The organism is Streptococcus cristatus, from assembly GCF_019685515.1.
Taxonomy (GTDB): Bacteria; Bacillota; Bacilli; order Lactobacillales; family Streptococcaceae; genus Streptococcus.
In genome coordinates, this window is the sequence record NZ_JABFFN010000001.1 from 853,201 (window position 1) to 874,555 (window position 21,355).

Annotated in this window: 16 protein-coding genes and 1 pseudogene; 13 read left to right on the top strand and 4 right to left on the bottom strand. The window is 38.6% G+C overall.

Annotation, left to right across the window (positions count from 1 at the left end; genetic code table 11):
- The 8 genes and pseudogenes from FOA33_RS04175 (at window position 1) to FOA33_RS04205 (ending at window position 8,500) form a co-directional block, all read left to right on the top strand.
- Window positions 1-930 carry a tagatose-6-phosphate kinase gene (locus FOA33_RS04175; RefSeq protein WP_221160736.1) on the top strand — a complete coding sequence of 310 codons (930 nt, stop codon included), beginning with the start codon at window positions 1-3 and terminating at the stop codon, window positions 928-930.
- A gap of 1 nt (window position 931) precedes the next feature.
- Window positions 932-1,912 carry a tagatose-bisphosphate aldolase gene (lacD, locus tag FOA33_RS04180; RefSeq protein ID WP_221160737.1) on the top strand — a complete coding sequence of 327 codons (981 nt, stop codon included), beginning with the start codon at window positions 932-934 and terminating at the stop codon, window positions 1,910-1,912.
- 232 nt (window positions 1,913-2,144) lie between these two features.
- Window positions 2,145-2,981 carry a PRD domain-containing protein gene (locus FOA33_RS04185; RefSeq protein WP_000285744.1) on the top strand — a complete coding sequence of 279 codons (837 nt, stop codon included), beginning with the start codon at window positions 2,145-2,147 and terminating at the stop codon, window positions 2,979-2,981.
- A 10-nt stretch (window positions 2,982-2,991) separates the two neighbouring features.
- Window positions 2,992-4,392, top strand: coding sequence for a 6-phospho-beta-galactosidase (gene lacG / locus FOA33_RS04190; protein ID WP_221160738.1), 1,401 nt, complete (start codon window positions 2,992-2,994; stop codon window positions 4,390-4,392).
- Window positions 4,393-4,404: 12 nt separating this feature from the next.
- Window positions 4,405-4,716 (top strand): PTS lactose/cellobiose transporter subunit IIA, encoded by a 312-nt coding sequence (locus FOA33_RS04195; RefSeq protein WP_221160739.1) that lies wholly within the window; start codon window positions 4,405-4,407, stop codon window positions 4,714-4,716.
- 181 nt (window positions 4,717-4,897) lie between these two features.
- Window positions 4,898-5,776: pseudogene (locus FOA33_RS09340) on the top strand (PTS transporter subunit EIIC); the annotation flags it as partial.
- Window positions 5,777-5,893: 117 nt separating this feature from the next.
- Window positions 5,894-6,454: a lactose/cellobiose PTS transporter subunit IIB gene (locus tag FOA33_RS09345; RefSeq protein WP_398576461.1), complete on the top strand. Its 561-nt coding sequence runs from the start codon at window positions 5,894-5,896 to the stop codon at window positions 6,452-6,454.
- A gap of 33 nt (window positions 6,455-6,487) precedes the next feature.
- Window positions 6,488-8,500 carry a glycoside hydrolase family 53 protein gene (locus FOA33_RS04205; RefSeq protein ID WP_259664471.1) on the top strand — a complete coding sequence of 671 codons (2,013 nt, stop codon included), beginning with the start codon at window positions 6,488-6,490 and terminating at the stop codon, window positions 8,498-8,500.
- Between the two features lie 67 nt (window positions 8,501-8,567).
- On the opposite strand, the gene FOA33_RS04210 is transcribed toward FOA33_RS04205, so the two are convergent.
- From FOA33_RS04210 to nrdH, 4 genes are all read right to left on the bottom strand, one after another.
- Window positions 8,568-9,335, bottom strand: coding sequence for a DeoR/GlpR family DNA-binding transcription regulator (locus FOA33_RS04210; RefSeq protein ID WP_000917584.1), 768 nt, complete (start codon window positions 9,333-9,335; stop codon window positions 8,568-8,570).
- Window positions 9,336-9,476: 141 nt separating this feature from the next.
- Complete coding sequence (nrdF, locus tag FOA33_RS04215) at window positions 9,477-10,439, bottom strand: class 1b ribonucleoside-diphosphate reductase subunit beta (protein ID WP_221160742.1); 963 nt, start codon at window positions 10,437-10,439, stop codon at window positions 9,477-9,479.
- Between the two features lie 191 nt (window positions 10,440-10,630).
- The gene (nrdE, locus tag FOA33_RS04220) at window positions 10,631-12,790 is read right to left on the bottom strand and encodes a class 1b ribonucleoside-diphosphate reductase subunit alpha (protein WP_221160743.1); all 2,160 of its coding nucleotides are present in this window, start codon (window positions 12,788-12,790) and stop codon (window positions 10,631-10,633) included.
- Between the two features lie 81 nt (window positions 12,791-12,871).
- Window positions 12,872-13,090, bottom strand: coding sequence for a glutaredoxin-like protein NrdH (nrdH, locus tag FOA33_RS04225; RefSeq protein WP_000259240.1), 219 nt, complete (start codon window positions 13,088-13,090; stop codon window positions 12,872-12,874).
- Between the two features lie 653 nt (window positions 13,091-13,743).
- Between nrdH and FOA33_RS04230 the strand changes: the two genes are divergently transcribed.
- From FOA33_RS04230 to FOA33_RS04250, 5 genes are all read left to right on the top strand, one after another.
- Window positions 13,744-14,964: an alpha/beta hydrolase family protein gene (locus FOA33_RS04230; RefSeq protein ID WP_221160744.1), complete on the top strand. Its 1,221-nt coding sequence runs from the start codon at window positions 13,744-13,746 to the stop codon at window positions 14,962-14,964.
- A gap of 458 nt (window positions 14,965-15,422) precedes the next feature.
- A complete protein-coding gene (locus FOA33_RS04235; RefSeq protein ID WP_198459672.1) occupies window positions 15,423-15,686 on the top strand; it encodes a phosphocarrier protein HPr in 264 nt (87 codons plus the stop codon).
- A gap of 5 nt (window positions 15,687-15,691) precedes the next feature.
- On the top strand, window positions 15,692-17,425 hold the full coding sequence (ptsP, locus tag FOA33_RS04240) for a phosphoenolpyruvate--protein phosphotransferase (protein ID WP_025171716.1): 1,734 nt from the start codon (window positions 15,692-15,694) through the stop codon (window positions 17,423-17,425).
- A gap of 258 nt (window positions 17,426-17,683) precedes the next feature.
- The gene (locus tag FOA33_RS04245; RefSeq protein WP_221160745.1) at window positions 17,684-20,242 is read left to right on the top strand and encodes a pneumococcal-type histidine triad protein; all 2,559 of its coding nucleotides are present in this window, start codon (window positions 17,684-17,686) and stop codon (window positions 20,240-20,242) included.
- A 188-nt stretch (window positions 20,243-20,430) separates the two neighbouring features.
- A complete protein-coding gene (locus FOA33_RS04250) occupies window positions 20,431-21,348 on the top strand; it encodes a metal ABC transporter substrate-binding protein (protein WP_221160746.1) in 918 nt (305 codons plus the stop codon).
- The last annotated feature ends 7 nt before the right edge of the window (window positions 21,349-21,355 follow it).

Consider the following 21,355-nt stretch of genomic DNA (forward strand, 5'->3'; position numbering starts at 1 on the left):
ATGATTTTAACAGTCACAATGAATCCATCCATTGATATTTCTTATCCTTTGGATGAATTGAAAATTGATACTGTCAACCGTGTGGTGGACGTGACTAAGACAGCTGGTGGTAAAGGGCTCAATGTTACACGAGTTCTTTCAGAATTTGGTGATTCTGTTGTTGCTACTGGTTTGGTCGGTGGCAAATTTGGTGAGTTTTTAGCAGGGCATATCGATGATAAAGTAACGAAACGTTTCTTCTCCATTAAAGGAGAGACTCGTAACTGTATCGCTATTCTACACGGTGAAAACCAAACAGAAATCCTTGAAAAAGGACCTGAAGTTCTGGAACAAGAAGGGCAAGATTTCTTGGCTCATTTTGAAAAACTTCTTGACACTGTAGAAGTAGTAGCCATTTCAGGTAGTCTTCCAGCTGGCCTTCCAGTTGACTACTATGCAAGCTTGGTAGAGCTTGCTAATAAAGCAGAGAAACCAGTTGTTCTAGACTGCTCAGGTGCTGCCCTTCAGGCGGTTCTTGAATCACCACACAAACCAACGGTTATCAAACCAAATAACGAAGAATTGTCTCAACTTCTTGGAAAAGAAGTTTCTGAGGATTTGGATGAATTAAAAGAAGTTCTTCAAGAGCCTTTATTTGCAGGGATTGAGTGGATTATCGTTTCACTTGGTGCAAATGGTGCTTTTGCAAAACATGGTGATACTTTCTACAAGGTAGATATTCCGAGAATTCAGGTAGTCAATCCTGTCGGGTCTGGAGATTCTACTGTTGCAGGTATTTCATCAGGACTTCTTCATAAGGAATCTGATCAAGAACTCCTCATCAAGGCAAATGTCCTTGGTATGCTCAATGCTCAAGAAAAGATGACAGGTCATGTCAATATGGCTAACTATCAAGCTCTATATGATCAATTAACAGTAAAAGAGGTATAAAATGGCTTTAACAGAACAAAAACGTGCACGCTTAGAAAAACTTTCAGATGAAAATGGAATCATTTCAGCTCTTGCCTTTGACCAACGTGGTGCTTTGAAACGCCTCATGGCTCAATACCAAACAGAAGAGCCAACAGTGGCTCAAATGGAAGAACTTAAAGTATTGGTAGCAGATGAATTGACAAAATACGCTTCATCTATGCTTCTCGACCCTGAGTATGGTCTTCCAGCTACAAAAGCGCTTGATGCCAACGCCGGTCTTCTCCTTGCTTATGAGAAAACTGGCTACGACACAACAAGCACCAAACGCTTGCCTGACTGCTTGGATGTTTGGTCTGCAAAACGCATCAAAGAACAAGGTGCTGATGCAGTTAAGTTCTTGCTTTACTACGATGTAGACAGCGCTGACGAACTCAACCAACAAAAGCAAGCCTACATCGAACGTATTGGTTCTGAGTGTGTGGCGGAAGATATTCCATTCTTCCTTGAAATCTTGGCTTACGATGAAAAAATCGCTGACGCAGGTTCTGCAGAATACGCAAAAGTGAAACCACACAAGGTTATTGGTGCTATGAAAGTCTTCTCAGACCCACGCTTTAACATCGATGTCTTGAAAGTGGAAGTTCCAGTCAATGTTAAATACGTTGAAGGCTTTGGCGAAGGTGAAATCGTGCATACTCGTGAAGAAGCAGCAGCCTTCTTCAAAGCACAAGACGAGGCAACGAACTTGCCATACATCTACTTGAGTGCAGGTGTTTCAGCTAAACTCTTCCAAGATACTCTTGTATTTGCCCATGAATCAGGTGCAAACTTCAACGGGGTTCTTTGTGGCCGTGCAACCTGGGCTGGATCAGTTGAAGCTTATATCAAAGATGGTGAAGCAGCAGCTCGCGAATGGTTGCGTACAACTGGATTTGAAAACATTGACGAACTCAACAAAGTTCTTCAAACAACATCGACTTCATGGAAAGAACGCGTGTAAGATTTTAATTAGACTGTTTGATCATTTTCGTCTAAAAATAGAATTTTTTTGATTGAAAGTGTTTACAATCTTTTATCTTAGTGGTATAATTAAACCATAAATTAATAGTAGTGAGTGTTACTAAGTAATATTAGGCATGATCACAGATGAATTAGAAAATAGTAGATTTTCTAATCTCATTTGTGGTCATTTTTTGTACTCATATACCTTTAAGATACAAAAGGAGGTTGCCATGTATCGAATTCTAAATCCAATGAATCATAATGTCTCGCTTGTCAGAAATGACAAAGGAGAAGAAGTGATTGTGATTGGTAAAGGGATTACATTTGGAAAGAAGAAGGGGGATTTAATTTCTGAAAACCAAGTAGAGAAGATCTTTCGGATGAAGACAGAAGAGTCCAGAGAAAACTTTCAGACCCTCTTAAGAGATATTCCACTGGATATACTAACGATAGGCTATAGTACGATTGATGAAGTCGTCGAAAAGTATCACTTTCCAATTCAAGAATATCTCTACGTTACTTTGACTGACCACCTATACTCCGTCTATAAAAAATTATTAAGTGGTTCGTATCAAAAAAGTCATCTTCCTGATATTTCAAATGAGTATGTCACAGAATTTTCAATGGCTCGAGATACAATTAAAATTTTAAATAAGAAATTATCGATTGTGTTTCCTGAAGATGAAATTGCTAGGATTGCCTTGCATTATATCAATGCAAAAGGTGAGTATGAATTATCAGAAGAGTTAACCGAGAATGTTGCAAAGAGAGTTTTAAGCATAGTTGAAAATGAACTATCAAAATTTCATATTGAAAGAAATACTGAAAATAGTAATTTATATGATCGCTTGATGATTCATTTATCCTATCTAGTAAATCGTCTTCAGAATGATAAACAAGATATGACTCCGTTAATACCATTGGAAGAGCATGTTAAGTTGGATTATCCTAAGGCCTATCAGATTGGACAGAGAATTCACCAAGTGATTGAAAGAGAACTAAACATTGATTTATCGAGAAGTGAGCGTGTATATCTCGTTTTACATATTCAACGCTTGTTAAAATAAGGAGAAAAACATGTACAAATTACCAGAAGATTTTATTTTTGGTGGGGCTACAGCCGCCTATCAAGTTGAAGGAGCAACACAAGAAGGAGGAAAAGGTCCGGTGGCCTGGGATGAATTTTTGTCAGAACAGGGCCGCTTTAGTCCAGATCCCGCTAGTGATTTTTATCATCAGTATCCAAAGGATATTGAACTTTGTGAAAAGTTTGGTGTCAATGGACTTCGTTTGTCTATAGCTTGGAGTCGTATCTTTCCAAATGGTACTGGTGAAGTAAATCAGGAAGGTGTGGACTATTATCATAGAGTATTTGCAGAATGTAAAAAAAGACAGATTACAGCTTTTGTAACCCTCCATCACTTTGATACGCCAAAAGTATTATTTGATAATGGCGATTTTCTAAATAGGGATACGATTGAAGCATTTGTAAATTATGCAAAATTCTGCTTTGAAGAATTTACAGAAGTTCTACATTGGAGTACATTTAATGAAATCTATCCAGTAGCAACAAACCAATACCTTCTCGGCATTTTTCCACCAGGAATTAAATATGACCTTTCAAAAGTAATTCAATGCCTTCACAATATGATGTATGCACATGCCAGAGTAGTTAACTTGTTTAAAGATGGTGGCTACCAAGGAGAAATTGGAGTAGTACATTCTCTTGAAACGAAATATCCTGCGAGTGATAGTGAAGAAGACAAACATGCAGCATTTCTAGATGATGCCCTTTCAATTCGTTTTTTACTGGATGCTACATACTTAGGATATTATTCAAAAGAGACTCTCGATGCACTAGAGGAAATTTGTCAAGCAAATAAGGCAAGATATGAATTCTTAGATAGTGATTTTGAAGAAATGAAAAAGGCAAGTCATCGAAATGATTATCTAGGAATTAATCATTATCAATGCCATTTTGTGAAGGCTTATACAGGTGAAAATGCCATTCACCATAATGGTACTGGTGATAAAGGGACCTCTGTTTATAAAGTAAAAGGAATTGGAGAACGTATATATAAAGAGGGAATTCCAAGAACCGACTGGGATTGGATTATTTATCCAGAAGGACTATATGATTTATTGCTCCGAATCAAATCGGACTATCCTCATTACAATAAGATTTTCATCACTGAAAATGGTATGGGGTATAAAGATCAATTTGATAACGGAATCATCATGGATCAACCTCGGATTGAATACCTTAAAGTTTATCTACAAGCAATTTCAAAAGCAATTAGTGCAGGTGTTAATGTTAAAGGTTACTTCTTATGGTCATTGATGGATCTGTTTTCTTGGTCAAATGGCTACAATAAACGTTATGGTCTGTTTTATGTCGATTTTGAAACACAGAAACGGTATCCTAAGGCATCGGCTTATTGGTACAAGCACATCAGTACGACCAAAATTGTAGAATAGAGGAACTGAAACATGAAAAAAAATGAATTACAAATGCTTGGATTTGAAATTGTTGCATACTCGGGTGACGCTCGCAGTACGCTGTTGCAATTATTAAAAGAAGCAAGGTCTGGAAACTTTGACAATGTAGAGCGAGCTATGCGTGATGCTGACGAGAATTTAGCGAAAGCACATAATGCTCAGACAAAACTATTAGCAGAAGAAGCTTCTGGTGAGGATTTGGATATTGGTTTTATCTTTATCCACGGTCAGGATCACCTGATGACAACCTTGTTGCTTCGTGATTTAATTCAGGATTTTATAGAACTTTATAAAAATCATTAATTTAAAAGAAAGGATATAACCAATGCTTAGTAGAATTTTCCTCCCTTTCTACTAGGCATTGATTGTAGGGAGTTTTATCATGAATAAACTCATTCAACAAATTGAAAAAGGAAAACCCTTTTTCGAGAAGGTCTCACGTAATATTTATCTAGGCGCTATCCGTGATGGTTTCCTAGCTGCTATGCCAGCGATATTATTTTCAAGTATTTTTATCTTGATTGCTTCCATACCGGATGTTCTTGGTGTTAAATTGCCCGAAGACGTTTCAGCTTGGCTTTGGAAAATATATAACTATTCAATGGGAGTAGTTGCTCTCCTAGTTTCTGCTACAACCGCACGTTGTTTAGCTGAATCTGTCAATAGAAAAATGCCTGCAAACAAAAAGATTAATGCAGTATCCGTGATGCTAGCTTCTATCGTTAGTTTTCTCCTATTAAGTGTTGATCAAATAGACAAGGGTCTTGCTAGTGGTTACATGGGTACAAAGGGAATCCTAGCAGCATTCGTAGCAGCTTTTATCACAGTAAATATGTATAAATTCTGTGTTTTGAAAGATATCACGATTAAGATGCCTAAAGAAGTGCCAGGGACTATATCCCAAACCTTCCGAGATATCTTCCCATTTTCCTTTGCAGTTTTTGCAGCAGTCATTATTGATACGCTTATCCGTCATTTCTTTGGACATTCATTTGCGGAAGCAGTAATCAGTTTAATGCAACCGTTATTCAGCGCTGCTGATGGTTATCTAGGAATTGCCATTATCTGGGGTGCGATGGCTCTCTTCTGGTTTGTAGGTGTACACGGACCATCTATTGTAGAACCAGCGATTGTGGCAGTTATCTATGCAAATGTTGAAACAAACCTTCAATTGGTTAAAGCAGGAGAACAGGCTTCAAATGTTTTAACAGTTGGTTTGGGTAATTTCGTTGGTACTATGGGTGGTACAGGTGCAACGTTAGTTGTTCCCTTCCTATTCCTCCTTTTTGCAAAATCAAAACAATTAAAAGCTGTAGGTAAGGCTTCCTTTATTCCAGTAAGTTTTGCAGTTAATGAACCTTTACTTTTTGCCACACCAATTATTTTAAATCCATATTTCTTTGTACCATTTCTATTTGCACCAATTGCAAATGTTTGGATCTTCAAGTTCTTTGTAGATGTCTTAAAAATGAATAGCTTTATGTACGTTCTACCTTGGGCTACACCTGCTCCAATTGGATTAATCCTCGGTACCGGTGTAAGCGTTCTCGCAATCATCTTAGTATTTGTCTTAATTTTTGTGGATAGTATTATCTATCTTCCATTTATCAAGGCTTATGATGCCTCACTTCTTGAAGAAGAAAAACAAAAAACAAGCGAAGAAAGAACAGAACAGTCTAATCCTGAAACAGTATCAACTAAAGAAGTTGTTACCAAATTAGGGAATCAATCCATCAATGTATTGGTCCTTTGTGCTGGAGCAGGCACGAGCGCTATGCTTGCAAATGCAATCACTGAAGGAGCCAAAGAAACAGGAGCCACTATTTCAGCATCAGCTGGCGCTTACGGATCTCATTATGAAATCATGAAGAACTTTGATATGATTATACTGGCTCCACAGGTAAATTCATTCTATGAAGATATCAAGAAAGACACAGATGCCCTCGGTATAAAACTTGCTGCTACAAAAGGTGCTGAATACATTAAATTAACACGTGATCCTAAAGGAGCCATTTCATTTGTGCTATCCTATTTCGATTAATGTTTAGGTGATGATATGAGATATAATTCTAAATTGGTCAATTTCATCTCGATGACTTTTCTGTTAGCATTTCTCTTTATCTTACCAGTTAAAAATGTCTTTGCAGATGATGATTTTTATGTCAAAAAGGTTGAAAACTTACCCAGTGATTTTATTAAAGGAGCTGATATTTCAACATTAATAGCCCAAGAAGAAAGTGGTGTTCGCTATTATGATGAGAATGGTAACGAGAAAGATTTAATCACTATTCTGGCAGAAAATGGCGTCAATTATGTTCGTGTTCGAATCTGGAATAACCCATATGATGACAAAGGTCATGGGTACGGTGCTGGTAATAGTGACCTCTCTAAGGCGATTGCAATTGGGAAAAGAGCTACTGCTGCAGGGATGAGAGTTCTGGTGGATTTCCACTATTCAGATTTCTGGGCAGATCCGGGTCGACAGGTCTCTCCAAAAGCTTGGGCCAATATGACGATCGATGAAAAATCTAAAGCTTTATATCAATTTACAAAAGAAAGTTTGAACACACTGCGTGCTTCAGGTGTTGATGTTGGTATGGTTCAGGTTGGGAATGAAACAACTAGCAGTGGCATGGCAGGAGAAGCAGGGGACGAACGTTATCAGTTATTTAAAGCGGGTACGCAGGCTGTCAGGGATGTTGACAAATCTATATTGATAACCTTACACTTCACTAATCCAGAAAAGAAATCAACGATCTTGTATTATGCAGAAAAGCTAAAAGAGAATCAGATTGATTATGATGTTTTTGCAACGAGTTACTATTCATTTTGGCATGGAAGTCTTGAAAACTTAAGTTCAGTTTTGACAGAGATTAGAGAAAAATATGGAAAACAAACTTTAATCGCAGAAACAAGTTATGCTTATACATTGGAAGATGGTGATGGTCAGAAGAATGTGATCAAATCTGATCAGCAAACGAAGAATGGAGGGTATCCTCCAACCGTGCAAGGCCAGGCCAATAATTTGCGTGATGTGATTGCTACAAGTCAATCTGCAGGTGCTTTAGGGGTGTTCTATTGGGAACCTGCTTGGATACCGGTCGGTAAAGCTGATAGAAATTCGAACCTCCCTATTTGGGAGCAATATGGTTCTGGCTGGGCTTCATCATATGCCATCTCTTATGATCCTAACGTTGATGAATCTAATTATGGAGGATCTGAATGGGATAATCAAGCACTATTTGATTTTAATGGAAAAGCCCTTCAATCTTTAAAGGTATTTAAATTTGTCAACACAGGTTATGGCACAGTACCTGAGAAAAAGGATAATCAAAATAGAGAGAAAGAAGACGAGGATACCACAAATTTACTTCAAAACGGAAGTTTCGAAGAAGAGAACTTAGAAGCCTATAAGATCAGTCAAAGCTATGTTGAGCGTCAGAATGATACCCCTAAGACGGGTCAATATGCCCTTCATTTTTGGTCAGATAAGAGTATTGATTATCAAGTAGAGCAAGCAGTTACTCTTGAACCAGGAACCTATCGTTTCTCAATTCAAATGCAAGGGGATAAAACAGGTAGTAGTGAAAGAATCTTCTCTTATGTGAGGTTCAATGATACAACTTCAGAAGGGAATCAACTACACTTGGAAGGTTATGCTATTTGGAAAGAAAGCGTTGTTGAGTTTAAACTTACTGAAAAGACTCAGGTAAATGTGGGTCTATCAGTTACAGCGGATGCGGGAGCTTGGGGAACAACTGACGATTGGAAATTGAAAAAAATCTATGGAACTGAAAATTCCCAAACCCCATCGGAACAGACTCAAACTGATGATAGCCATGAAGGAAAGCTAGAACCACCATTATCTCCATCAGAAGATCCAAAGTCTAAAACAGAACCATCAACTTCCTCCCAAGAAGTGACTACTAACCAGTCGGTTCGAAAAGATGATGGTAGTAGAACCCAGAATGATAAACGTAAAAATCTTCCTGAAACGGGAATGAGAGATCAAAAGATATTGTTCATATTGGGATTGGGAGGTATTGTATTAACTATAGGAGCAAACTTGTATCATAGGAAAAAATAGTTGAGATTTCAACTTATCGATCAAATCTTAATATAAAAAAATTCCCCACCAAAAGGCAGGGGAATTTTTATGGTTTTGATAAAAGAATGGTTGTTTGTTTCGACAGATCTTCAAATGTCTCCTGACTCAGTTTGGCATCTGAAACGATAGTATCAATCTCTGAGATATTGTAGAAAGTGTAAAAATCAAACTTATTAAACTTGCTGTGGTCTGCCAGTAAGTATTTTTTATTAGCATTATTCAAGGCTATTCGTTGTACTTCGCCCTCTTCCTCACTGAAAGTAGCGATTGCCTTATCCTTGATACCATTACAGCTTACAAAAGCTTTAGAAAACTGAAGGTTTGTCAAATCCTGCAAGGTAAGTGTCCCTACAAAAGCACCAGTGATAGAGCGATAATTTCCGCCAATCAAGATCAAATCTGTTAATTTTCGTTCGTTTAGGATGAGAAAAACAGGAAGACTGTTTGTTACAACACGAATGTTATCGATCGGGAGCTCACGAGCAAAACATTCTAAGGTTGTTCCTGGCCCGATAAAAATAGTTTCACCTTCGTCAATCAAATGCCCTGCAAAACGGCTAATTTCTTGTTTTTCAGCAATCTGCAAGCCTTGTTTTTCAACATTTGAGCGTTCGTTGTTTAAGAGAGAACCTGTACGAAGTTTTTCAGCGCCACCGTGCACACGAACCAGCAAATCCTTATCTGCCAATTCTTGTAAGTAGCGGCGAGCTGTCATATCTGACACATCAAGACTCTCCATAATCTCTTTTACAGTAATAGTGCCTTTTGTGTTTACTGCTTCTAGAATACTATCTAGTTTTTCTTGCTTTAGCATCCTTATCACCTCGATTTCTACTATTATTATCTTACCATAAAACGCTCAATCAATCAAATAGAAAAAAACAAAATAAAACAAAAACAAAAATCTCACAGTCTGTTTAAACAAACTGTGAGAAGTATGGATTAAAGCTTATTTTTAATCTAAACCGTAGTTGTAATCATCATCTTGCATGGCTTCGACTTCCCCAAGGAGGTAACCATTTCCGACTTGGGAGAAGAAGTCGTGGTTGGATGTTCCGGTTGAAATACCGTTCATAACGATTGGGTTGACATCATTAGCTGAATCTGGGAAGAGTGGATCTTGTCCTAGGTTCATAAGGGCCTTATTGGCATTGTAGCGAAGGAAGGTTTTAACTTCTTCGGTCCAACCAACACCGTCATAGAGACTTTCAGTATAACCTTCTTCGTTCTCGTAGAGAGTGTAGAGCAGGTCGTACATCCATTCTTTAAGTTTTTCTTGCTCTTCTTCAGGTAATTCATTGAAACCAAGTTGGAATTTGTAACCAATGTAGGTTCCGTGAACAGACTCATCACGGATGATCAGTTTGATGATTTCCGCAACGTTGGCCAGTTTGTTGTTACCGAGATAGTAGAGGGGTGTAAAGAAACCAGAGTAGAAGAGGAAGGTTTCAAGGAAAACGCTGGCAACTTTCTTTTCTAGTGGGCTACCATTGAGGTAGATTTCATTGATAATTTCCGCTTTTCTTTGTAGGTAGGGGTTAGTGTTGGTCCATTCAAAGATCTCTTCGATTTCAGCCTTGGTATTCAAGGTAGAAAAGATAGAAGAGTAAGATTTTGCGTGGACAGATTCCATAAACTGAATGTTGTTGAAAACAGCTTCTTCATGCGGTGTTCGGATGTCTGAGCGAAGCGCCTGAACTCCTGTTTCAGATTGCATGGTATCCAAAAGGGTCAAACCACCAAAGACTTTTCCTACTAGGTCTTTTTCCTTGTTTGATAGTTTTCTCCAGTCGTCTAGGTCATTTGACAAGGGGATACGCGTATCGAGCCAGAATTGTTCAGTTAGCTTTTCCCAAGTTGATTTGTCGATGACATCTTCGATGGCATTCCAGTTAATGGCTTTGTAGTAAGTTTCCATTTGAAATCTCTTTCTGTATGTAATAATGCGATAAAGGAATCTTCTCTATTTTATCATAGTCTGAGAAGAGTATCGCACAAAAAGTCGGAAGACCGACTTTTCATTTTTCCTAGTATTTTAGATACTTGTCCAAGTTTATTGCGGGGCATTTAATCAGTAATCTGATGAAATTTAGTTGGCTCCGATTAAAATTAAATCACACAGCTTTCACATTGGTTAGCACCGACTTCTCCACCGTCGTCTGTAAAGGTACGAACGTAGTAAATTGACTTGATTCCCTTGTTAAAGGCATAGTTACGAAGGATTGACAAGTCACGTGTCGTTTGTTTGTTTTCTTTCTTCCATTCGTAAAGACCTTTTGGAATGTCACTACGCATGAAGAGAGTGAGTGAAAGCCCTTGATCCACATGTTCAGTTGCAGCAGCGTAAACATCAATCACCTTACGCATATCCATGTCGTAGGCAGAAGTGTAGTAAGGGATAGTATCTGTTGACAAACCTGCGGCAGGGTAGTAGATCTTACCAATTTTCTTTTCCTGACGTTCTTCGATACGTTGTGTAATCGGGTGAATAGAAGCAGAAACGTCGTTGATGTAGCTGATAGAACCATTTGGAGCAACAGCAAGACGGTTTTGATGGTAAAGTCCATCTGCTTGAACCTTTTCGCGAAGTTCAGCCCAATCAGCAGCACTTGGGATAAAGACATTTTTGAAGAGTTCTTTAACACGGTCTGATTTTGGAACAAATTCGCCTGTCACATACTTGTCAAAGTAGCTACCATTAGCATAATCTGATTTTTCAAAGTTGTGGAAGGTGATACCACATTCACGTGCGATATTGTTTGACTCAACCAAGGTCCAGTAGTTCATAAGCATAAAGTAGATGCTTGTAAATTCAATTGACTCAGGTGATCCGTACTCAATCAATTGTTGGGCAAGGTAGCTATGAAGTCCCATAGCACCCAGACCAAAGGTGTGAGCCAAACTGTTTCCGTGGTCGATAGTAGGGACAGCTACGATGTGTGAACTATCTGTAACGAAAGTAAGGGCACGAACCATAGCGCGAATAGAACGACCAAAGTCAGGTGAGGTCATCATGTTGACCACGTTAGTTGAACCAAGGTTACATGAAACGTCTGTCCCCATTTGAAGGAATTCTTGAGCATCGTTGATCAAGCTTGGTTCTTGAACTTGAAGAATCTCAGAACACAAGTTACTCATGATAATCTTACCATCTACTGGATTCGCACGGTTGGCTGTATCAATGTTGACGATATAAGGGTAACCAGATTCTTGTTGCAATTTAGAGATTTCAGTTTCCAAATCACGCGCCTTGATTTTTGTCTTGCGGATATTTGGATTTGCAACTAATTCATCGTATTTTTCAGTGATGTCGATGTAGTTGAATGGTACACCGTACTCAAGCTCTACGGAGTAAGGGCTAAAGAGATACATTTCTTCATTTTTACGAGCTAATTCGTAGAATTTATCTGGTACCACAACTCCAAGTGAGAGGGTCTTAACACGAACCTTTTCATCGGCATTTTCTTTCTTAGTTGAAAGGAAAGCGATGATATCTGGGTGAAAGACATTGAGGTAGACAACCCCGGCACCTTGACGTTGCCCGAGTTGGTTTGAGTAAGAGAAGCTGTCTTCAAAAAGCTTCATAACTGGTACGACACCAGAAGCAGCACCTTCATAACCTTTGATAGGAGCTCCAGCCTCACGAAGGTTGCTGAGGGAAATTCCCACACCACCACCGATACGCGAAAGTTGAAGGGCTGAGTTGATAGAACGTCCGATAGAGTTCATGTCATCAGTTACTTGAATCAAGAAACAAGATACCAATTCCCCACGACGAGCACGGCCTGCGTTCAAAAAGGAAGGAGTAGCTGGTTGGTAGCGTTGGTGGATGATTTCATTGGCAATATCAGTCGCAATTGTTTCATCACCGTCAGCAAAGTAAAGTGCATTAAAGAAGACACGGTCTTCCATACTTTCAAGGTAATATTCACCGTCATTAGTCTTCAAGGCGTACTGGTTGTAAAACTTATAGGCTGCCATGAATGATTTGAATTGGAAGTTTTGGTCTTTGATGAATTGATGCAGTTCTTCCAAAAATTCTGGACGGTACTTCTTGAGAAATGCAGTTTCAATATAGTTATGTTCAATAAGGTAGTTGATTTTATCAGTAATTGAATCAAAAACCATAGTGTTTGGAACTACATTTTCTTTAAAGAAGGCATCCAAGGCTTCTTTATCTTTATGAAGCATGATTTGTCCATTGACAGGACGGTTGATTTCGTTATTGAGACGGAAGTAAGTCACGTCCTCAAGATGTTTTAATCCCATAAAATTTCCCTTATCTAATTACAAAAGAAAGGCCTCTAAGTTAGCCCTAGAAGCAAGTTTCTTCTGGATGATGTACTAAGATTATGCTAATTGTTTCAGTTTTCCTGGTTGGAAACCTGAAAAGACTTCAGTTGGTGTTTGGATAACAGGAGCAGCGCTGAAACCGAGCTCTTTAACTTGATCGATGTACTCAGGTTGCTCGTCGAGATTGATCTCACGATAAGCGACATTGTTGCTGTCCAAGAAACGTTTGGTCATCTTACATTGGACACAGTTATTTTTAGAATAAACGGTTACCATTTTCGTAACTCCTCTTTCAAAATAGATTACTTTCTTAGTATATCAGAAAAAAAAACTTTGTCAAACTTTTTAAACTAAATCTTGTGCTAAAAAGTTACGGTTTTGAAATTAAAACACAAGATATAGTGTTTTTGGAAACATAAATTTTGATTTCCGTTGAACTGTCAAAGTTTCTCAAAATAAAAAAACTACATACTGTATATTGGTAAGATAAATAGAAGATTTTCAGCAAGTTATCAGAAAGGAAAACGAAGAAAATAGCAAAAATCGTAAGAACAGGAATAAGTCTAGCTGAGACAATGCTTTAATAAAACAGAAACTGTGATATTTACGAAAAAAAGAAATTTTCCACACAAGATGTCCCAATATTTTGTATTAGAATATCTAAAATATAACAAAAGTGGAAATGACAGATTATGCTGTATTCATAAAAATGGATCATTGGTTAATTTTATATAGGATACTTATGAGTTTCGTATCCTTTTATAAGGAGTATATAAATACAATGTTTGAGAAAGTTCATTTTATGTGATATACTACATGTGATTATAAGATTAAAAAATGGATATCTGGATGCTTTTGTTTGATAGAGAATGTTATCAGATTATAATTAGATTAAATAAATGAAAGAACACAGAATTAGGAGGCGCGTGGTGAAAGAAGATGATGTTATTTTAAAACGGCAATCAACTCAAATATTTTTTAAGAATGGTGATACGGATTTTTTCTTTAATTGGTTGTTAGGAATCGGTGAAATTTTTGGTTTCTCTCATGGAGAGCTTTATTATCTTGCTCAAAGATTGGGGAACTCACCAAAGCCTGATGACTGGAAAAATGTATTTTTATCGCATGTAAACTACCTTGAACAAGAAGCAAGTAATTCAGGATTGAGTGAACAAACAAAGACGCAGTATTATCTTGCACAGACCTACTCACTTCGCTCGGCAATTCAGTTTACCGATCCATTTTCTGACGAGTATTTACCGACCGTTCGTCAAATGGAGAAGGTGTTTTCTAGTGCAATTCATTCACTAGGTGTACCGATTGAAAAACTAACTATTCCCTATCAGGGTTCTTACTTGCCTGGGTATTATCTTCATAGCGGCGATAATTGTCCAACGCTAATCATGATTGGTGGAGGTGATACTTATCGCGAAGATTTATTTTACTTTGCAGGATATCCTGGATGGATACGAAATTATAATGTTTTAATGGTTGACCTTCCTGGTCAAGGGAGCAATCCTAGTAGAGGGCTGGTCTTTGATGTGGATGCTTCTATTCCAATTTCATTATGCATAGACTGGTTGGAAAATAGAAATCCTAAACTAAATTATTTAGCTATTTATGGTGTCAGCGGAGGGGGATATTTTACCGCACAAGCTGTCGAAAAGGATCCAAGAATTCATGCTTGGATTGCTAGTACCCCTATTTACGACGTTGCAGAACTTTTCAGAAAAGAATTTGGATCAAGTTTGAAAGCACCTAGTTGGTTAATAAATGCCATTTTAAAATTAGCTGGAAATTTGAATGAATCAGCAAATTTAAATCTTAAAAAGTATGCATGGCAGTTTGGTACTTCTGATTTTAAGAGTGCTATTGATGATGTATTTAACCATGCAAAGATTGTGGATTATCAAAAAATTCAATGCCCATGCCTGTTTATTGTGGGAAAGGGTGAGGGTGCTGAACTGCAGCATCAAACTAAGGTAATTTATGAAGCACTTAAATCTAAAAATCAACAAACTAAACTTCAAGTATTTGAGGCGGAAAGTGGTGCGGACGCTCATTGCCAAGTCAATAATCTAAGACTCGCCCATAATGTCGTTTTTGATTGGTTGGATACTTTATTTGAATGGAATCAATCAAAGTTTTAGTTCTACTTATACCACTTAGATATATCTACCTTTTTACTGTTAGGGGCTACAAACTTATTTTACTTTAAGTAGCAAATTGGATAAATTCTCTACTGTTGATGGTAAGAGTAGGTTTTAGAATTTCAGTATTTAGTATTTGATGAAGTCTTTTCAAATAATAGATTTACTGAGTTATATTAATTATAGTTAAATAGTATTATTTCATTATTTACTAGGATTGTCCTCTGATTGGTATTAAGGGAAAATAGCTTTGAAAATTGGAATTTTGAAGGTAATATTCTTTTAATAATTAGTGCCTAAATTTCCCATAGTACCTGTATGATAGAAAAAGAAGCAATTTCATTTTCAGTAAAAGTCCATAAAATACTTGAAAAATTATCTAGAAGGTGATATAATACAGTCTTGTAAGGGTTATCACATATAATCCAAATAAGAAACAATTAAAGGAGAGTCAAACTATGGCTTCTAAAGATTTCCACGTAGTGGCAGAAACAGGTATTCATGCACGTCCAGCAACATTGTTGGTTCAAACAGCTAGCAAATTTGCTTCAGATATCACTCTTGAGTACAAAGGTAAATCAGTAAACCTTAAATCAATCATGGGTGTTATGAGTCTTGGTGTTGGCCAAGGTGCTGATGTTACAATTTCAGCTGAAGGTGCAGATGCTGACGACGCAATCGTTGCTATCACTGAAACTATGGAAAAAGAAGGATTGGCATAAGGAAAATGACAGAAATGCTTAAAGGAATCGCAGCATCAGACGGTGTTGCAGTTGCAAAAGCATATCTACTCGTTCAACCGGATTTGTCATTTGAGACTATTACAGTCGAAGATACAAACGCAGAAGAAGCTCGCCTTGATGCCGCTCTAAAAGCATCACAAGACGAGCTTTCTGTTATTCGTGAGAAAGCAGTAGGTACGCTCGGTGAAGAAGCAGCTCAAGTTTTTGACGCTCACTTAATGGTTCTTGCTGACCCAGAAATGATCAGCCAAATCAAGGAGACAATCCGTGCGAAGAAAGTGAATGCAGAAGCAGGTCTGAAAGAAGTGACAGACATGTTTATCACTATCTTTGAAGGCATGGAAGACAACCCATACATGCAAGAACGTGCAGCGGATATCCGCGACGTGACAAAACGTGTATTGGCAAATCTCCTTGGTAAAAAATTGCCAAACCCAGCTTCTATCAATGAAGAAGTGATCGTGATTGCGCATGACTTGACTCCTTCAGATACAGCTCAATTGGACAAAAACTTTGTAAAAGCTTTTGTAACCAACATCGGTGGACGTACAAGCCACTCAGCTATCATGGCGCGTACACTTGAAATCGCGGCAGTATTGGGTACAAACAACATCACTGAAATTGTTAAAGATGGTGATATCCTTGCTGTTAACGGTATCACTGGTGAAGTGATTATCAACCCAACTGATGAGCAAGCGGCAGAATTCAAGGCCGCTGGTGAAGCTTATGCGAAGCAAAAAGCTGAATGGGCACTTTTGAAAGATGCTCAAACAGTGACTGCTGATGGTAAACACTTTGAATTGGCTGCTAATATCGGTACTCCAAAAGACGTTGAAGGTGTCAATGCCAACGGTGCCGAAGCTGTCGGTCTTTACCGTACAGAGTTCTTGTACATGGATTCTCAAGACTTCCCAACAGAAGACGAGCAGTATGAAGCTTACAAAGCCGTACTTGAAGGAATGAACGGTAAACCTGTTGTCGTTCGTACAATGGATATCGGTGGAGATAAGGAACTTCCTTACTTCGATATGCCTCACGAAATGAACCCATTCCTTGGATTCCGTGCCCTTCGTATCTCTATTTCTGAAACTGGAGATGCTATGTTCCGCACTCAAATCCGTGCCCTTCTTCGTGCGTCTGTACACGGTCAATTGCGTATCATGTTCCCAATGGTTGCGCTCTTGAAAGAATTCCGTGCAGCGAAAGCAGTCTTTGACGAAGAAAAAGCAAACCTTCTTGCTGAAGGTGTTGCAGTTGCGGATAATATCCAAGTTGGTATCATGATCGAGATTCCTGCAGCGGCTATGCTTGCAGACCAATTTGCTAAAGAAGTTGACTTCTTCTCAATTGGTACAAACGACTTGATCCAATACACAATGGCAGCAGACCGTATGAATGAGCAAGTTTCATACCTTTACCAACCATATAACCCATCAATCCTACGTTTGATTAACAACGTTATCAAAGCAGCTCACGCTGAAGGTAAATGGGCAGGTATGTGTGGTGAGATGGCTGGTGACCAAAAAGCTGTTCCACTTCTTGTCGGAATGGGCTTGGATGAGTTCTCTATGTCAGCAACATCTGTCCTTCGTACACGTAGCTTGATGAAGAAACTCGACACAGCTAAGATGGAAGAGTACGCAAACCGTGCCCTTACAGAATGCTCAACAATGGAAGAAGTTCTTGAACTTCAAAAAGAATACGTTGACTTTGATTAATTGAAAGGTCCTTGCAACTCAGTTGCAGGGATTTTTTGTTTTAAAAATTTGGTGATTGATTTTCAATATAGGATTCTCAAATCAGACTGTTCAGATAGAAGATAGTGTAGAAAACAAAAAAATCGTTAACCGGTTCATAAAATTCTTGACAAGTTGCAAATTTAGGAGTAAACTATTAACCAGTTAACTTTTAGAGAGGAGTTTCTGCAATTTAGAAATGAATTGCAACTAGAAATATCAAAAAGGAAGAGAGTTTCGATGAAAATTAATAAAAAATACCTAGCAGGTTCTGCGGCAGCCTTGATTTTAAGTGTCTGTTCTTATGAGTTAGGACTGTATCAAGCTAGAACGGTCAAAGAAAATAATCGTGTGTCTTACGTTGATGGAAAACAAGCAGCGCAAAAAACTGAGGATCTCACTCCTGATGAGGTTAGTAAAAAAGAAGGTATCAATGCCGAACAAATCGTCATCAAGATAACAGACCAGGGCTATGTCACTTCACACGGTGACCACTATCATTATTACAATGGTAAGGTTCCTTATGACGCTATCATCAGTGAAGAGTTGCTGATGAAGGATCCAAACTATACACTAAAAGACGAAGATATTGTCAGTGAAATCAAGGGTGGTTATGTTATTAAGGTGGACGGAAAATACTATGTATACCTTAAGGATACGGCCCATGCAGATAATGTTCGTACGAAAGAAGAAATCAATCGACAAAAACAAGAGCATAGTCAGCATCGTGAAGGAGGAACTTCAGCAAATGATGGTGCGGTAGCTTTGGCACGTTCACAAGGACGCTACACCACAGATGATGGCTACATCTTTAATGCCTCTGATATCATTGAAGATACTGGTGATGCTTACATCGTTCCTCATGGCGACCATTACCACTACATTCCTAAGAGCGAGTTATCAGCCAGCGAATTGGCTGCTGCAGAAGCCTTCCTATCTGGTAGAAGTGGTCAATCGAATACGCCTACTTATCGCCGTACCAATAACAACAGTAGTAGTTACGATATAGATAGATGGACTCCATCCTATAATAACCAAGGCAACAGCTATAACAATCAAAGCAACAGCTATACGAACACGAACACAGCTAACAACAGTAGCGACGATAGCCAAGCAAGTCAAAGTGATGAGGATGTTGATAGCCTTCTGAAACAACTTTACTCCTTGCCGCTCAGTCAACGACACGTAGAATCTGATGGCCTTGTTTTCGACCCAGCACAAATCACAAGTCGAACAGCTAGAGGAGTTGCTGTGCCTCATGGAAATCATTACCATTTCATCCCTTATTCACAGATGTCTGAATTGGAAGAACGAATCGCTCGCATCATCCCGCTTCGCTATCGTTCGAACCATTTGGTGCCGGATTCAAGACCAGAACAACCAAGTCCACAACCGACTCCGGAACCTAGTCCAAGCCCGCAACCTGCACCAAATCCTCAACCATCTCCAAGCAATCCAATTGACGAAAAATTGGTTAAACAGGTGATTCGAAAAGTAGATGATGGTTATGTATTTGAGGAGAATGGAACATCTCGTTATATTCCTGCCAAGGAATTATCAGTTGAAACTACTGCAGCCATTGATAGTAAGCTAGGCAAACAAGAAAGTTTAGCTCATAAGCTCGGAGCTAAGAAAACCAATCTCCCATCTGGTGATCGAGGATTTTACAATAAGGCTTATGATTTACTAGCAAGAATTCATCAGGACTTACTTGATAATAAAGGGCGCCAAGCTGATTTTGACACTTTGGATAAACTGTTGGAACGTCTCAATGATACCTCAAGTGATAAAGTCAAGTTGGTGGATGATATCTTGGCCTTTCTAGCACCGATTCGTCATCCAGAACGTTTAGGAAAACCAAATGCGCAAATAGCTTACACAGATGATGAGATTCAAGTAGCCAAGTTGGCAGGCAAGTATACAACAGAAGATGGCTATATCTTTGATCCTCGTGATATCACCAGTGATGAGGGGGATGCCTATGTAACTCCACATATGACCCATAGCCATTGGATTAAAAAAGATAGTTTGTCTGAAGCCGAAAGAGCGGCAGCCCAGGCTTATGCTAAAGAGAAAGGTTTGATTCCTCCCTCAACAGACCATCAGAATCCAGGAAATACGGAGGCTAAAGGAGCAGAAGCTATCTACAACCGCGTGAAAGCAGCTAAGAAAGTGCCCCTTGATCGTATGCCATACAATCTCCAACATACCGTGGAAGTTAAAAATGGAAGTTTAATCATTCCTCATTATGACCATTACCATAACATCAAATTTGAGTGGTTTGACGAAGGACTTTATGAGGCACCTAAGGGGTATACTCTTGAGGATCTCTTTGCGACTGTCAAGTACTATGTAGAACATCCAAACGAACGTCCGCATTCAGATAGTGGTTGGGGAAATGCAAGTGACCATGTTCAAAGAAACCAAAATGGTCAAGCTGATACCGACCAAACGGAAAAACCAAACGAGGAGAAACCTCAGACAGAAAAACCTGAGGAAGAAACTCCTCGAGAAGAAAAACCGCAAAGTGAGAAACCAGAATCTCCAAAACCAACAGAGGAACCGGAAGAAGAATCACCAGAGGAGCCAGAAGAACCTCAGGTCGAGACTGAAAAGGTTGAAGCGAAGTTAAGAGAGGCTGAAGAGCTACTTGCAAAAATCCAAGACCCCATCGTCAAGTCTAACGCTAACGAAACTCTTACTGGATTAAAGAATAATCTATTGTTTGGTGCTCAGGACAACAATACTATTATGGCAGAAGCTGAAAAACTATTGGCTTTATTAAAGGAGAGTAAGTAAAGGTAGCAGCATTCTCTAACTCCTAAAAACAGGATAGGAGAACGGGAAAACGAAAAATGAGAGCAGAATGTGAGTTCTAGTTCTCATTTTTTTCATGAAAATGTGCAAAATATCTTGACAGATAGTGTAAATAAAGATAAACTATTTACTAGTTAATTAATCAGTTAAACACTAGTTAAGGAGTAACGATGAAAAAAAGAACAATACTATTATTGATGGCCAGTGTGTTGGCTCTTGTCTTAGGAGCATGTGGTCAAAAAGAAAAACAAGAAGCAAAAGGGATGAAGGTTGTAACAAGTTTTTACCCGATCTATGCCATGGTCAAAGAGGTATCAGGTGACTTGAATGATGTTCGGATGATTCAGTCAAGTAACGGGATTCACTCCTTTGAACCATCAGCAAATGATATTGCTGCCATTTATGACGCGGATGTCTTTGTCTACCATTCTCATACGCTTGAATCTTGGGCAGGAAGTCTGGATCCTAACTTGAAAAAATCAAAGGTTAAGGTTTTAGAGGCTTCTGAAGGGATGACTTTGGATCGCGTCCCAGGGCTAGAAGATGTAGAAGCTGGTGACGGTATTGATGAAAAAACACTTTACGACCCGCACACTTGGTTAGATCCTGAAAAAGCAGGAGAAGAGGCCCAGATTATTGCGGACAAACTTTCAGAGGTTGATAGTGAGCACAAAGAAACTTACCAAAAAAATGCTCAAGCCTTTATCAAAAAAGCTCAGGAATTGACTAAGAAATTCCAGCCTATTTTTGAAAAAGCGAGTCAAAAGACCTTTGTTACGCAACACACAGCCTTTTCTTACCTTGCTAAACGTTTTGGATTGAAACAACTTGGTATTGCAGGGATTTCCCCTGAACAAGAGCCAAGTCCGAGACAGTTGACAGAAATCCAAGAATTTGTCAAAACTTATAATGTCAAAACCATCTTTACTGAGAGCAATGCGTCCTCTAAAGTTGCTGAAACCTTAGTCAAATCAACAGGAGTTAGTCTGAAAACTCTCAATCCTTTGGAAGCAGACCCTGAAAATGACAAAACTTACTTAGAAAATCTAGAAGAAAATATGAATGTTCTTGCAGAAGAATTAAAATGAGGAGATT